This is a genomic window from Lentzea sp. NPDC051838, from assembly GCF_040681245.1.
Lineage (GTDB): Bacteria > Actinomycetota > Actinomycetes > Mycobacteriales > Pseudonocardiaceae > Lentzea.
Map to the genome: position 1 here is coordinate 1 of NZ_JBFAYI010000045.1, position 12743 is coordinate 12743.

The following is a 12743-nucleotide window of genomic DNA, read 5'->3' on the forward strand; positions in this document are numbered from 1 at the left end:
AGTCGACGAAAAGCGTGTCGACTTGACCTCCCCTCCCTGGCGCGGCAAACGTTCAGCCACGACTCGTGACGGGACCCACCCCACCTATTCGTTGTTCGGCTAAGGGCAACTCGGCTTCGCCTTCGCCAAAGCAGCTCGGCTTCGCCATCGCCTCGCCTCGGCTTCGCCATCGGCACTGCTCGCCCCCGCTCCTGCCGCTGACCCTGACCCCGCTGCTGCCTCTGCCCGCACCGCCCCGCCCGCCCCGCCTTGCCCCGCTCCGCCCCGCCTCACCTCGGCCCGCCCCGCCTTGCCCTGCCTCACCTCGGCCCGTCCCGCCCCGCCACGTCCCGCCCCGCCACGTCCCGCCTCTGCCCAGCCCGCCTCTGCCCAGCCCGCCTCTGCCCAGCCCGCCTCTGCCCAGCCCGCCTTCGCCTCTGCCCCGTCCCGCGTCGCTTCGGCCCGCCCTGCCTCGCCCCTGCCTCGCTCCGCTCTTCCCGGCCTCCGCCTGCGGGCTTTCGTTTCCTGGCAATGGAAAACCCCCGCAGCACGTGGCGCGTTACGTGCTGCGGGGGCCGTGGGACCTTTCCGAGGGGGAGCGCCGCCGCCGATCAGCTCCCCCTCGGAAAGGGGTGGGACCACTGCTCGGGACGCCGCCGCCGATCTGCCCCGAGCAGTGGGGTTGGGACCGTCTCAGGGGGCGCCGCCGCCGATCTACCCCCTGAGACGGGGTCTTCTCTACCCGCTGGCCACTACGTCCAAAGTGGAGTTTGTGGTCGGCTGGTGGTCGTCGTAGGCCGAGCGCAGCCTCAGCTCTGCGCCCGGCGAGGCTCCGATGGTGTCGAGGCCCAGGAGGGCGGCGCCTACCACTGGGGGGAGGTCGACCACTCGGATTTGGGCCAGGGGGGCCACTTCCAGGATTTGGTTGCGGATCGGGGTCAGGAGGGACTCGCCCTGGCCGGTCATCACGCCTCCGCCGAGGATCACGTCCACGGCTTCGTCCACCAGGTCCAGCTTCTTCAGGGAGACGGTGGAGAGGAGGACGATTTCCTCGATCAGGCGGTCGACGATGGATTGCGCCACCGAGTCGCCTGCTGCTGCCACCTTGAAGAGGATGGGGCTGAGGGGGTGCGGGTCGAACTTGATCTCTTCGAAGTGGAGTTTCTCCACGACGTTGGCGATCGAGGTTTCGCCGTAGTAGGCCAGCAGGGCGGGGAGGAGTTCGGTTGGCTCGCCTCGGCCGTCTTCTGCTCGGACAGCCAGCCAGAGGGCCTGCTCGCCCAGGTGGCCGCCGCCGCCCCAGTCGCCGGAGATCTGGCCCAGGGCCGGGAAGCGGTGGGTGCGGCCGTCGGCTGCTACGCCCACGGCGTTGATGCCTGCGCCGCAGACGACTGCTACGCCTACGCCTGAAGCCGTGCCGGAGCGCAGCAGGGCGAAGGTGTCGTTGCCTACTACTACCGAGGGGGACCAGCCTCGCTTGGTGATCTCTCGCGTCAGGTCCTCTTCCTCGCGGGGGAGGTCGGCTCCCGCCAGGTAGGCGGCTGTGTGCGAGGCGATCGGCTCGTCGGGGGACAGGCCCGCTTGAGCTGCGGCTTCGCGTGCCAGTCCTTCGAACACGTCGAGGCCGCGCTTCATGCCCACTGTCTGCGGAGGGGCGCCGGGGCCGCGCGTCTGCGCCAGCACCTTGCCGTCCGCGTCTACCAGCAGGACTGCGGTTTTGCTGTTCCCGCCGTCGATGGCGAGCACCCGGTCGGTCATCAGTTTCAGTTTCCCTTCACCCACGGCAGCAGATCGCGGTTTTGGGCGATCAGCTCGTCGGCCAGCTGGTCCGCGATGGCGTGCTGGCCGATCAGCGGGTGGGCGAGCAGTGCGTTCGCAACTCGGTCTCGGCCGCCGTGGATGGCGGCCTCCAGTGCGAGGTATTCGTAGGCGGTCACGTGTGAGATGAGGCCGGAGATCGACGGTTCGACCGGGCGGACGGGGAGCGGGACGCCGCCGTTCGAGTCCACTGTGGACGACACTTCGATCACGGCGTCGTCCGGGAGGAACGGGAGCGTGCCGTTGTTCTGGACGTTCACGACGTGCTTTTCGGCTCCCGCGCCGCCGGTCAGGGCGTGCACGAGCTGGACGGCGGCTTCCGAGTAGTAGGCGCCGCCGCGCTGGGAGAGCTGTTCCGGCTTGGTGACGACCGAGAGGTCGCTGTAGATGTCGAGCAGTTCCTTCTCCACCGTGGCCACGACTTCGGCGCGCGGGGGCTCCTTCAGCTGCTTCTTCACGACCTCGTCGTGGTTGTAGAAGTAGTTGAGGTAGTACGAGGGAACCATGTTCAGGCGCTGCATGAGGGAGGCGTCGATGCCGATGTGCTCGGCGAGGCCTTCCGCGTGCTGGGAAAGGAGTTCGGGGAGGCGGTCGACGCCGTCCACGTAGACGCCGCGTTCCCACGTGAGGTGGTTCAGACCGACGTGCTCCAGCTCGACCGTGGACGGATCCACGCCGAGGAGGCCGGAAGTCCAGCGCTGGAAGGTGATCGCCACGTTGCAGAGGCCGATCGCCTTGTGCCCGGCCTGAAGCAGGGAACGGGTGACGATGCCGACCGGGTTCGTGAAGTTCACGATCCAGGTGTTCTCGCCGGCGATGCGGCGGACCTTGTCGGCGATGTCCAGGACGACCGGCACGGTCCGCAGGGCCTTGGCGAGGCCACCCGCGCCGGTCGTCTCCTGGCCGACGCACCCGCACGTGAGCGGGAACGTCTCGTCGGAAGCGCGAGCCGCCTGGCCGCCGACCCTGAGCTGGAGGAGCACCGCGGATGCGCCTTCGACGCCCTGTTCCAGCGACGTGGTCGTGCGCACCTTCGCCGGGTGGCCCGCGTGGTCCAGCAGGCGCTGGCTGAACGGGCCGATGATCGACAGGCGGTGCTCGTCCGGGTCGACGAGGACGATCTCGTCCACCGCGAGGCTGGTGCGACGGCCCGCAATGCCGTCGATCAGCTCCGGTGTGTAGGTGGACCCGCCACCGACGACGGTGAGTTTCATCCCTTGACTCCTGTGAAGGTGATGCCCTTGACGAACGACTTCTGGGCGAAGATGAACAAGATGATCGCCGGGATCATCGTCAGGAACGTCACCGCCATTGCTGAGTTCCACTGCACGATGTGCATGCCCTTGAACGTCGCCAGTGCCAGCGACAACGTCCACTGCTCCTTCACCTCGCCGGTGTAGAGCAACGGGCCGAAGTAGTCGTTCCAGGTGAAGAGGAAGCAGAACAGCGCGGTGGCCGCGATGCCCGGCTTCGCCATCGGCACGATGATCCGCACCAGGGCCTGGAACTCCGAGCAGCCGTCCACCCTCGCGGCGTCCACATAGGACTGCGGGATGGTCAGCATGAACTGACGCAGCAAGAAGATGCTGAACGCGTCGAAGAGGAAGTACGGGGCGATCAACGGCACCAGCGTGCCGGTGAGGTGGAGCGACGACCACGTGTCGTACAGCGGCACCGCGACGACCTGCGGCGGCAGCATCATCGCGCCGATCACCAGCAGGAAGGCCACGTTGCGCCCGCGCCACTTGAGCTTCGCGAGTGCGTAGGCCGCCGGGATCGACGAGATCAGCATGCCCGCGGTCGCGAGCAGCGAGTACGTGAGGCTGTTGAACAGGTACTGGAACAGCGGGGCCTTGTCGAAGACCTCGATGAAGTTCTCCCAGTGCCATTCCCTCGGCCACAGGTCCGACGTGAAGGCCTGGTCGTCGGACATGACGGCGGTGAGGAACACGAACAGCACGGGCGTCGCGAACATCAGGCCCAGCACGAGACCGATGGCGTGCGTCGCGACCCAGTTGAGGATTCCCCTGGTGTCACGGGGTTTCTTGGGCTGTTCCGGCTCGGTGGAAACGTCAGCCGGTGGCTTGGTGAGCGTGGCGGTCATGCTCCCGGGCCCCCTTCCTCGGCGGCGGAGCCCTTGCGCATCCGCTGCACCAGCACGATCGTCACGGCGAACGAGATGATGAACAGGACAGTCGCCATCGCCGCGGCGTAGCCCATGTCGAAGTACCGGAAGCCTTGCGTGTACAGGTAAACCGGGAACGTCAGCGTGGAGTTGTCCGGGAACCCGAGATATTTGGTCGATCCTGTGGAGTCAGCTGATCCGGAACCTGCCGACCCCGCGACGACAGCTTGGGTGAACAACTGCAACGCGAGGATCACCGAGTTCACGATGCCGAAGAGCAGCACCGGGGAGATCGTCGGCAGCGTGACGTGCCACCACCGGCGGATCGGGCCGGCGCCGTCGAGCTCGGCGGCCTCGTACTGCTCCTGCGGCACGTCGAGGATCGCGGCCAGGATGATGATCATCAGGTCGCCGGAGATCCACAGCATGATCGCGGTGATGCCGGGCTTGGCCCACGCCGGGTCGGAGAACCACAGCGGGGACTGCAGACCGAACCAGTCGAGCACCGAGGCGACCGGGCCTCCGTTGGGGCGCAACACCATGAAGAACACGAGGGTCGCGGCCACCGGTGGTGCCAGCGACGGGAGGTAGCAGAGCGTGCGGATCAGGCCGACGCCGGATTTGAGACGTGCGATGACCGACGCCACGCCCAGCGCGAACACTGTCCGCGCGATTGTCAGCACCACGACGAACCACAGCGTGTTCTGGATCGCCTTGGTGAACAAGGTGTCCTTGAACATGAACGTGTAGTTGTCGAAGCCGGTGAACTCCGGGGCGTTGATCAGGTCGTACTTCGTGAAGCTGAAGACGACCGTGGCGACCAGCGGATAACCGAAGAACAGGACGAAGCCGATGATGGCCGGGGCCATGAACCCGAGTACGGCGAGACGATGGCGGGCACGTGCCCGCCCCTTGCCGGGGGCGGGCCGCGCGCCGAGCGTGGCGGTCATCTGTTGAATCCCTTACTTACCGCTCTTGGCGACCAGGTCGTCGATCGACTGGTCGACCTTCTTCAGGCCGGCAGCCAGATCCGGCTCCTTGCCCGAGGTGTAGGACACCGCGAAGTCCGTCACGGCCTTGATGTGCGCGTCGCCGATCGGGGTGACCGGGTTGCCCTTGAGCTTGTCGCTCTTGGCCAGGTCGATGAACGTCTTGAACTGCTCGTCCACCTCGAGGCGCTTGTCGTCCATCGCGGCCTTGGTGCTCGGGACGTTCTTGATGGCGTTCGAGAGGTCGACGATGGTGTCGGTGTCGAACGTCAGGTGCTTGATCAGCTCCCACGCGGCGCCGGGGTTCTTGGCGCCCTTGGGAATGCCCATGATCGTGCCGGTGGTGAAGGCGGTGCCGTAGTCGGCGGGCTTCCAGGTCGGGAACGGAGCCGTGCCGAACTTGATCTGCGGCGCCTGGGCCTTGAGGAAGGCGGTGCGGTACTCGCCGTCCATCATGATCGCGATCTTGCCCTGGTGGAACGCGTGGTCAGCCGAGTACTCCTGGCCGAGACCGGCGCGGAAGCGCTCCAGCTGGTCGTAGCCGTAGAAGTCCACGAGCTTCTTCTGGAACGTCATCATCTCGGTGAAGCCGGGCGAGCTCGCCAGGGCCGACTTGCCGTCCGCAGTGGCCCACTCGGCACCGAAGGACGGGGCCAGGATGGTCGGGCGGTTGGCGTAGAAGCCCATGGTGGGCAGGTAACCCGCGACCTCGATGTCGCCGTTCGGCGCCTTCTTGGTCAGCTTCTTCGCGGCTTCGAACAGCTCGTCCAGCGTCTTCGGCGGGGCCGCGACACCGGCGTCCGCCATCATGCCGGTGTTGTAGTACATGGCGTACACGTCGGTGAGCATGGGCATCGCGCAGCGGTTGCCCTTGTACTCGGTGTACTCGCGCACGGCCGGCGAGAGCTGGTTCAGGTCGACCTTGTCGCGCTCGAGGTACGACTTCAGCGGCTGGAACGCGCCGGTGGAGCAGAACGAACCGATGTTGTCGGTCGTGAAGGAGAGCGCGACGTCAGGCGTGTTGCCCGACCGGATGCCCGCGGTGATCTTGTCGTCGTCCTGCGAGCCCTCGTGCTTGATCTCGATGTTCGGGAACTTCTTGTTGAACGTCTTGAGGGCCTTGGTGACCTCTTCGTACTCGCGGTCGGAGTAGTTGCTCCAGACCGTGAGGGTCAGCTTGTCGTCCTTGCCAGGAGCAGGTGCGGCATCGGAACTCGCGCCGCCACCCTTGCCCGCCGCACATGCGGTGAGGGTCAGCGCTGCGGCGACACAGAGCAAGGCAGCACGGGTGTGCTTGCGCATGTGCACTCCTTCTCGATCAACGTGGGGACCCGGCGACCACAGGGCCGCGGAATGGAGCCGTGGTGGCTGCCGGCAGGCCGAACACCGTTTCGCGTGCCACGGCGAGTGCCGAGTGCAGTGCGCCGCTGCGCACGGGCTTCCCGGTCACCAACGCCAGCTGGACGGGCGTCCTCGGCACCACCAGTTGCCGCAGTTCCGCGGCAACGAGGTCGTTGAGCGTGGTTCCGCCTGCTTGGGCGATGTCGCCGGACAGGAGGATGAGTTCCGGGTCGAGCACCGCGACGACGCTAGCCACGCCCGTGGCGATGCGCTTGGCGAGATCGACCATGAACTCCCGGCCCGCAGGCCCCGCGGCCAACGCCTTGCGCACGGCACCGTGACCGTTGCGCGCGGCGAGCCCGTGAGCCCTGGCGAGCTTGCAGATCGAAACGTTGCTGAGCAGCTCACCGAACGTGCCGCCGGAGCGGTCCGTGTCGGTGTCGGCGGAGGCGCGGTCGGGGATCATCAGCCCGTCGATCTCGCCCGCGCCACCGGAAGCGCCGCGCAGCAGCACCCCGTTGATCACGACAGCGGCACCGACGAGGTCGGCGGGCCAGATGACGACGAAGTCGCGCACCTCGGTGGCCCGTCCGGCGACCATCTCCTCCAGCGCGACGAGGTTGACGTCGTTCTCGACGCTCACCGAGGTCGCGAGCTGCTCCCGCAACCGGCCGGGCATGTCGAAACCGCTCCAGCCGGGCAGATGTGGTGCGTACGCGAGCTCACCGTTCGCGGGGTTCACCGCTCCGGGACAGCCCACCACTACGTGCAGCAGCTGGTCGGGTTGAAGGCCTGCCTGCCCGCACGCCTTGCCGACCGCGCTCACGAACGCCTCCAGCACACCGTGCTTCGCGGGCATCGGTGCCTTGTGCTCGGTGAGCACGGCACCGGAGATGTCCGCGATGGCGATGTCGACCGTCTCGGGGGTGAGGTCGATTGCCGCGATGTGCGCGAGGGCCCCGTTGACCGACCACAGCTGGGCACGCGGCCCGCGTCCACCGCCGCGCAGTCCGTTGCGAACAACGGTGTCGGCGGTTTCCAGCCGGGTGAGCAGCTGTGCGGTCGCCGGCTTGGAGAGACCGATCAGGCCCTCCAACTCCGACCTGGTCAGCGGCCCGTTGCGCAGCAAAGCCTCGATGGCTGCGCGGTCGTTGATCTCCCGCAGCAGTCGTGGGCTTCCGGCACGCATTAGGTCCGCTCCTGTCTGTTAACTTTCCAGACGATTTCCGGTGACGGTAGTGACCTGCTTCACCCGGGTCAATCCCCGATATGGGTCCGTTACCTGAGTTAGGTTCGCCTAAGGCAGTCTGGAAGCATGACCGATGTGCGCCAGGAGTCGCTCGCATCACTGCTCGGAGGCCGCGGCGGCGCAGTGGACGCCTCGCTGCCTCCGCTGGCGTTCGTCGCGGGCTGGCTGCTGTGGGGGCACTCCATCGGCGCAGGTGCCGTCGTCGCCGTGCTGTGCGGCGTGGTGATCGGAGTGATCCGCTTCGCCCGAGGCGAAAAGCCGCGCGCGGTGGTTCTGTCGGTGCTGCTCGTCGTCGCGGCGGCGTTGGTCGCGTTGTACACCGGGCGCGTCGAGGACTTCTTCCTCATCCAGCTGCTGTCCAACGTGGCCTCGGCCCTGGCGTGGGCGGGCTCGATCGCGGTGCGCTGGCCGCTGCTCGGCGTCGTCGTCGGAACGCTCTTGGGCCAGAAGACGCGGTGGCGGCGAGATCCTGCCCTTTTGCGCGCCTACTCAGTCGCGTCCTGGGCCTGGGTCGGGCAGTACGTGCTGCGAGTCGCCGTCTTCACTCCACTGTGGCTGGACGCTCAGGTCGTCTGGCTGGCCACGGTTCGGGTCGCTCTGTCGTGGCCGCTGCAGATCGTCTGCATCCTGGTGTCGGGGTGGCTGCTGCGGCGCGCGCTGCCGGCCGGCCACCCCGGCTTCCGTCATCCCCAGGTGTCTGGGTTCGCTGCTTAGGGCTGCGGCGGGTACTGCTGCTGCGGGTACTGCTGCTGCGGCGGATAGGGGTTCTGCTGCTGCGGAAACGGGTGCTGCTGCGGCGGCCCGTACTGCGGCTGCTGTCCGTACGGCTGCTGTTGTTGCTGCTGCGCGTGATACTGCTGCTGAGCCCAGTACTGCTGTTGCTGGTGCATCTGGGTCCGCTTCCGGCTGCTGCGAACACCGATGATCACCACGACGATGATGAACGGGATGATGAGGTACCCGACCAGTCGGCCGATCAGGAAGAACGGATCGGGACCTGCTGCGACAACGTGGATCACGGCTGCACTGTGGCACATCCGGGCAGCCGCCGATGGCAGAACGTCACGAGTCGTGCACGCTCTGCTGTGATCTTCGGCTCAGGACTGAGGTGGGTCCTGGGGTGGCGGGACCTGCTGTGCGGGCTGCTGGGGTGGGTACGGCTGCTGGTAGGGCTGTCCGTATCTCTGCTGTTCCCGTTGCTGCGCCCAGTACTGCTCCTGCCGGCGCGCCCGCTTCCTGCTACCGCTGGTGACAGCCGCGATGATCGCGATGACCACACCGGCGATGAGGGCCAGGACGAAGAGGGAGCCCAGCAGCCTGCCGATCATGTAGCCGGCACTGCCTGCGTCTGCGAGTAGGTAGGTCGTCATCTCCGCACCTTGGCAGATCAATGTGGTCGAGATCGACGGAACGTGACGATTCGACTGTGATCTGTAGCTAGGCCGGGCGGGGTGCGGATGGCCCGAGCACGTCGACCGCCGCCAGCCACGCGGCACCGGCGGCTCCCTCGGTCGCCATGATCACCTGGGCATTGCAGCGCGTGAGCAGTTCCTGCTTCAGGTGGATGCCGACGGGAGTCTTGATCAGTGAGCCGACCAGCACGATCGGCGAGGTGTCGGAGGGCGTGCGGACGGCCGAGGCGGTGTCGGCCAGCAGGCGGGCCGCGGACGCCACGATGGTCAGGGCTTCCGGGTCGCCGTGGTGGTAGGCCGAGCTGACCAGAGGGGCGAACTGGGCCATCCGAATCGGCGGCTGGGCGTTGACGGCGTTGATCAACGAGCCGCGGCCTCGTGCGCCGGCGGCGGTCAGGACGGCGGTGGCCAGGCCTTCCAGGGGTGCGCCCAAGTCCAGCAACCTCAGGGTCGCTCGGACGGCTTCGCGGCCCAGCCAGAACGCCGAGCCGTCGTCGCCGATCAGCCAGCCGTAGCCGCCGGACTGGCCGACCATGCGGTGGTCGGAGATCCTGCCCACGATGGAACCGGTGCCCGCGACGAGGACTGTGCCATCGGGGGAGGAGGTGCCGGTGGCGAAGGCGGCCTCGCAGTCGGTGATCACGCGCATCGGGCAGTGCAGGCCCGCGTTTTCCCACGCCTGCTGGAAAAGCTCCAGCACCGCCGGATCCGTCATTCGCGAGGCGCCTGCCATGCCCAGGACGCCTGAACGGACCTTGCTCGAGTCCAGGCCGTCGAGGGCTTCGGTCAGGGCCTCGCCGATGTGGGCGGCGGCGACCGAGGGCGGGTGCGAGTTCGGGTTCGCGCCGCCCGCCACGCCCTGGCCCAGGCGGGCGCCGTCGAGATCGAGCACCAACGCCCTGGTAGACGTGCCGCCCGCGTCGAGTCCCACCACCAGATCCATAAAGACCGAGTATGCCGAGAGATCCTCGCGGAAGGCACGCCCAACCGGGTGGCTACCGCACGAGCGCGCGGTTACCGCTTGCGTTGTGGTGGAACAACACCAACGATCCAGAAGGAACTTGATCACCCGGATGGACCACTGTGGACAGTGACGGGACGATCACCTCGTAGGAGAAGACCGCAGCAGGGGCGACGTCGACGAGCTCGTCGGAGTCCGCGGGCGCGGTGTAGGGGCCGTCTACGCCAACGGTGTACGTCACCGGTCCGGCGGGAAGCAACGAACGCGAGACCGGCAGCACCACGACGTCGCTGTCGAACACGTTCGAGTCGAACGAGCCGTCCAGGCCGTTCAGCGGTTGCTCGTCCACGACGTCCTTCGTGCCGGCGACGACGGTGCGGGCGAGCCAGATGTCGGCCGTGACGTCGCCGTCGGCGTTGGTCGGCTTCACGGCGGTGGTCACGAAGTGCTTGTCGCCCACCGAGAAGCGCACCTGCGGCTTGGTGTTGCTGCCGAGGTTGGTCCAGGTGTCCCAGGTCGCCACGCCGAACGCCAGCAGGTCCGGGGTCGCCGTCGCGCCGACGTAGCGGAGGTCGCCACCGCGGGCGGTGCGGTTGAGGGCGCAGTCGTCCTGCAGGTCCGGGCTGCACGCGGGCAGGCGGTCGGAGCGGGCGCCGAGCTGCAGCACGGTCATGCGCGCCTGGTAGCCCGGCTGGTCGAGGCCGGTGCCGACGACCCGGCCGGACACGACGGTCAGCCGCGACACCGGTTTCGGCGCCGCGTAGACCGGCACCCGCAGCGCGCGGTCGCCGGAGAACATCACCAGACCGGACGCCTCCGCGAGGAACTGCCGTCCCTCGTCCAGCGACACGGTGGGGTCGGGAGACTTGCGCAGCGCTCCGGGGTTCGGGATCCGCAGCTGCACGCCCACCTGCGCCGAACCACCGGGCGGCAGCACGACGTAGGGCGTCGTGACCTGGAAAGACACTCCCGGTACCGACGTGATCGGCTCGTACCGGGCATGCAACTTCACCGAGGCCGTGCCCTTGTTGAACAACCGGATCGTCCTACTGGTCAGCACAGGACCGCCGACCTCGACCGTGCCGAACGACGCGTCGCCCAACGCCAGCACGTCCGCGGACAACGCCGCGAGCCCGTCCACCCGGCCGGCACCGACCCGCATCGGCGCCTCACGAACCCCGGAGGCGTCGTGAATGACGCCGTCAGCGGTGTTCATCAGGGAGGCTTTGATCTCGGCGGCAGTCCACTGTGGATGAACCTCGCGCAGCAACGCCGCGATGCCGGCGACGTGCGGCGAAGCCATCGACGTCCCGCCCATCGACACGCCCTCGGACGCGGTGCCGGCAGCGGCGGAGAAGATCGTGTCACCCGGCGCGGCCACCGAGATCGACGCACGGGAGCGCGACGAGGAAGGCGTGATCGTGTCCGCGATCGACGGCTCGATCGACGGCACCGCGCGCTTCAGCGCCTCGGTCAGGTGCACGGTCAGCGTGCCGGCCTCGAGCGAAGGCCGCAGGGCGGCCGAAGCAGGCGCCGTCAGCTGGAACGCCGGAATGTGCGCGTTGCCCGCGATCCCCGCCGCGAACACCGGCAGCGTGGTCGGCAGCAGCACGCCGACAGCCCCGGCCTTCCACGCGTTGTCCGTGCGCGCCCCGGACCCGCAGGCGCGGGTGGCATCGTGGTCGTCCCACTCCAGCCAGACGATCTTCCCCGCCAGCGGTTCCGAGATCGGCTGACAACCATCCACATTGGACGAAAGTCGCACCACGGGCGCGGTGACGTCGACCGGTGACTTGAAGTTCTGGCTGTACTGGCCCGCCCACTGCTTGCCGGACGCCTCCAGTCCGTCCAGCATCGAGAAGTCGTCCCGGGTGTTCGCCACGGAGATCGCCTCGGCGGCGTTGCCCGGCGACCCGGCCACGTCGTAGAAGTCGCCGCCGTTGCCCGCCGCCGCAACGACGACGACCCCGTTCTGCGTCAGCTTGCGCACGAACAGCGCGTCCGGGTCGTCCGAAGCACCGAAGTCGCTGCCCAGCGACAGGTTCACCACGTCGAGCCTGTCCGAGAAGTCGCCGTCGCCGTTGGGATCGAGCGCCCAGTCCAGCGCCTTCGCGGTCAGGTTCGTGCCGCCCTCGCACCCGAACACCTTCAACGCGTAGAGCAACGCGTGAGGTGCCGTACCAGGCCCGATCTTCAACGCGTCGAGGTCGACGGACGAGTAGGACCCGCGATAGGTGGACCCGTCGGCGTTCACCCCGAACCCGGCCGCGGTGCCGGCGACGTGCGTGCCGTGCCCCTCGCAGTCCATCGGGTCGTCGTCGGGCTCGGGCAACGAACCGGACGAGCCGGTGTACTTGTCGCCGGCGAAGTCGTGCCCGCCGACGACCTTCGCGGTCGGGTACGTCCCACCGCCGAAGTCGGCGTGCTTGTAGTCGATGCCGGTGTCGATCACGCCCATCCGCACGCCGTCGCCGAAGCGTCCGAGCGACTTCCACACGTCGGACGTCCGGGTGAGACGGACGGCGTGCGCGTTGGCGAGCTTCTTCGGCAGCATCCGGTGGACCGCGCGGACCTCGGGCATGCGCGACAAAGAGGACAGACGGGACTTCTCCGTCGACAGCACGACGCCCGGCACCGCGTTGGACGTTCGTGCAACTTCTCGGCCGCCAGACCGGGAAACGACCCGAGAAGCCGAGGCTGACGTGCGGTCCCTGGCTGAACGCGCCTGTGTAACGCTCGCCGTGTCGACGGCGGCGGTCGAGGTCAGCTCCACGAAAACGGTTACGGGCTCGGTTGGGCCGGACGGCGTGACCAGTGCGCCCACCAGGAGTGATGCGGCCAGGATTTTCATGATCAACCTCTCCTAGTC

Annotated in this window: 11 protein-coding genes; 1 reads left to right on the forward strand and 10 read right to left on the reverse strand. The window is 67.9% G+C overall.

The window, feature by feature from the left end; translation table 11 throughout:
• Positions 1-717 precede the first annotated feature (717 nt).
• The 6 genes from AB0M24_RS44490 to AB0M24_RS44515 are packed head-to-tail and all read right to left on the reverse strand — an operon-like array spanning position 718 to position 7441.
• Positions 718-1737, reverse strand: a complete 1020-nt coding sequence (locus AB0M24_RS44490; RefSeq protein ID WP_363780655.1) for a BadF/BadG/BcrA/BcrD ATPase family protein — start codon at positions 1735-1737, stop codon at positions 718-720.
• Between the two features lie 5 nt (positions 1738-1742).
• Positions 1743-3011, reverse strand: a complete 1269-nt coding sequence (locus AB0M24_RS44495; protein ID WP_363780657.1) for a 6-phospho-beta-glucosidase — start codon at positions 3009-3011, stop codon at positions 1743-1745.
• Positions 3008-3901: a carbohydrate ABC transporter permease gene (locus AB0M24_RS44500; RefSeq protein WP_363780659.1), complete on the reverse strand. Its 894-nt coding sequence runs from the start codon at positions 3899-3901 to the stop codon at positions 3008-3010. The genes AB0M24_RS44495 and AB0M24_RS44500 overlap by 4 nt, the downstream gene beginning before the upstream one ends.
• Complete coding sequence (locus AB0M24_RS44505; RefSeq protein WP_363780661.1) at positions 3898-4872, reverse strand: sugar ABC transporter permease; 975 nt, start codon at positions 4870-4872, stop codon at positions 3898-3900. The genes AB0M24_RS44500 and AB0M24_RS44505 overlap by 4 nt, the downstream gene beginning before the upstream one ends.
• A 12-nt stretch (positions 4873-4884) precedes the next feature.
• Positions 4885-6213, reverse strand: coding sequence for an ABC transporter substrate-binding protein (locus AB0M24_RS44510; RefSeq protein WP_363780663.1), 1329 nt, complete (start codon positions 6211-6213; stop codon positions 4885-4887).
• Between the two features lie 16 nt (positions 6214-6229).
• A complete protein-coding gene (locus AB0M24_RS44515) occupies positions 6230-7441 on the reverse strand; it encodes an ROK family protein (protein ID WP_363780665.1) in 1212 nt (403 codons plus the stop codon).
• 126 nt (positions 7442-7567) lie between these two features.
• Between AB0M24_RS44515 and AB0M24_RS44520 the strand changes: the two genes are divergently transcribed.
• Positions 7568-8215, forward strand: coding sequence for a DUF3159 domain-containing protein (locus tag AB0M24_RS44520; RefSeq protein WP_363780667.1), 648 nt, complete (start codon positions 7568-7570; stop codon positions 8213-8215).
• Here the strand turns inward: AB0M24_RS44520 and AB0M24_RS44525 are convergent.
• The 4 genes from AB0M24_RS44525 to AB0M24_RS44540 form a co-directional block, all read right to left on the reverse strand.
• A complete protein-coding gene (locus AB0M24_RS44525; protein ID WP_363780669.1) occupies positions 8212-8520 on the reverse strand; it encodes a hypothetical protein in 309 nt (102 codons plus the stop codon). The two genes, AB0M24_RS44520 and AB0M24_RS44525, sit on opposite strands and share 4 nt — an antisense overlap.
• Positions 8521-8598: 78 nt before the next feature.
• Positions 8599-8871: a hypothetical protein gene (locus AB0M24_RS44530; RefSeq protein WP_363780671.1), complete on the reverse strand. Its 273-nt coding sequence runs from the start codon at positions 8869-8871 to the stop codon at positions 8599-8601.
• 67 nt (positions 8872-8938) lie between these two features.
• The gene (locus AB0M24_RS44535; RefSeq protein WP_363780673.1) at positions 8939-9856 is read right to left on the reverse strand and encodes a BadF/BadG/BcrA/BcrD ATPase family protein; all 918 of its coding nucleotides are present in this window, start codon (positions 9854-9856) and stop codon (positions 8939-8941) included.
• 52 nt (positions 9857-9908) lie between these two features.
• Positions 9909-12725, reverse strand: coding sequence for a S8 family serine peptidase (locus AB0M24_RS44540; protein ID WP_363780675.1), 2817 nt, complete (start codon positions 12723-12725; stop codon positions 9909-9911).
• Between the last annotated feature and the right edge of the window lie 18 nt (positions 12726-12743).

Bases quoted from the DNA above. Each gene is read 5' to 3' on its own strand.
- AB0M24_RS44510 (WP_363780663.1), bottom strand. From the start codon at position 6,213: ATGCGCAAGCACACCCGTGCTGCCTTGCTCTGTGTCGCCGCAGCGCTG.
- AB0M24_RS44535 (WP_363780673.1), bottom strand. From the start codon at position 9,856: ATGGATCTGGTGGTGGGACTCGACGCGGGCGGCACGTCTACCAGGGCG.
- AB0M24_RS44505 (WP_363780661.1), bottom strand. From the start codon at position 4,872: ATGACCGCCACGCTCGGCGCGCGGCCCGCCCCCGGCAAGGGGCGGGCA.
- AB0M24_RS44540 (WP_363780675.1), bottom strand. From the start codon at position 12,725: ATGAAAATCCTGGCCGCATCACTCCTGGTGGGCGCACTGGTCACGCCG.
- AB0M24_RS44495 (WP_363780657.1), bottom strand. From the start codon at position 3,011: ATGAAACTCACCGTCGTCGGTGGCGGGTCCACCTACACACCGGAGCTG.
- AB0M24_RS44515 (WP_363780665.1), bottom strand. From the start codon at position 7,441: ATGCGTGCCGGAAGCCCACGACTGCTGCGGGAGATCAACGACCGCGCA.
- AB0M24_RS44500 (WP_363780659.1), bottom strand. From the start codon at position 3,901: ATGACCGCCACGCTCACCAAGCCACCGGCTGACGTTTCCACCGAGCCG.
- AB0M24_RS44520 (WP_363780667.1), top strand. From the start codon at position 7,568: ATGACCGATGTGCGCCAGGAGTCGCTCGCATCACTGCTCGGAGGCCGC.
- AB0M24_RS44530 (WP_363780671.1), bottom strand. From the start codon at position 8,871: ATGACGACCTACCTACTCGCAGACGCAGGCAGTGCCGGCTACATGATC.
- AB0M24_RS44490 (WP_363780655.1), bottom strand. From the start codon at position 1,737: ATGACCGACCGGGTGCTCGCCATCGACGGCGGGAACAGCAAAACCGCA.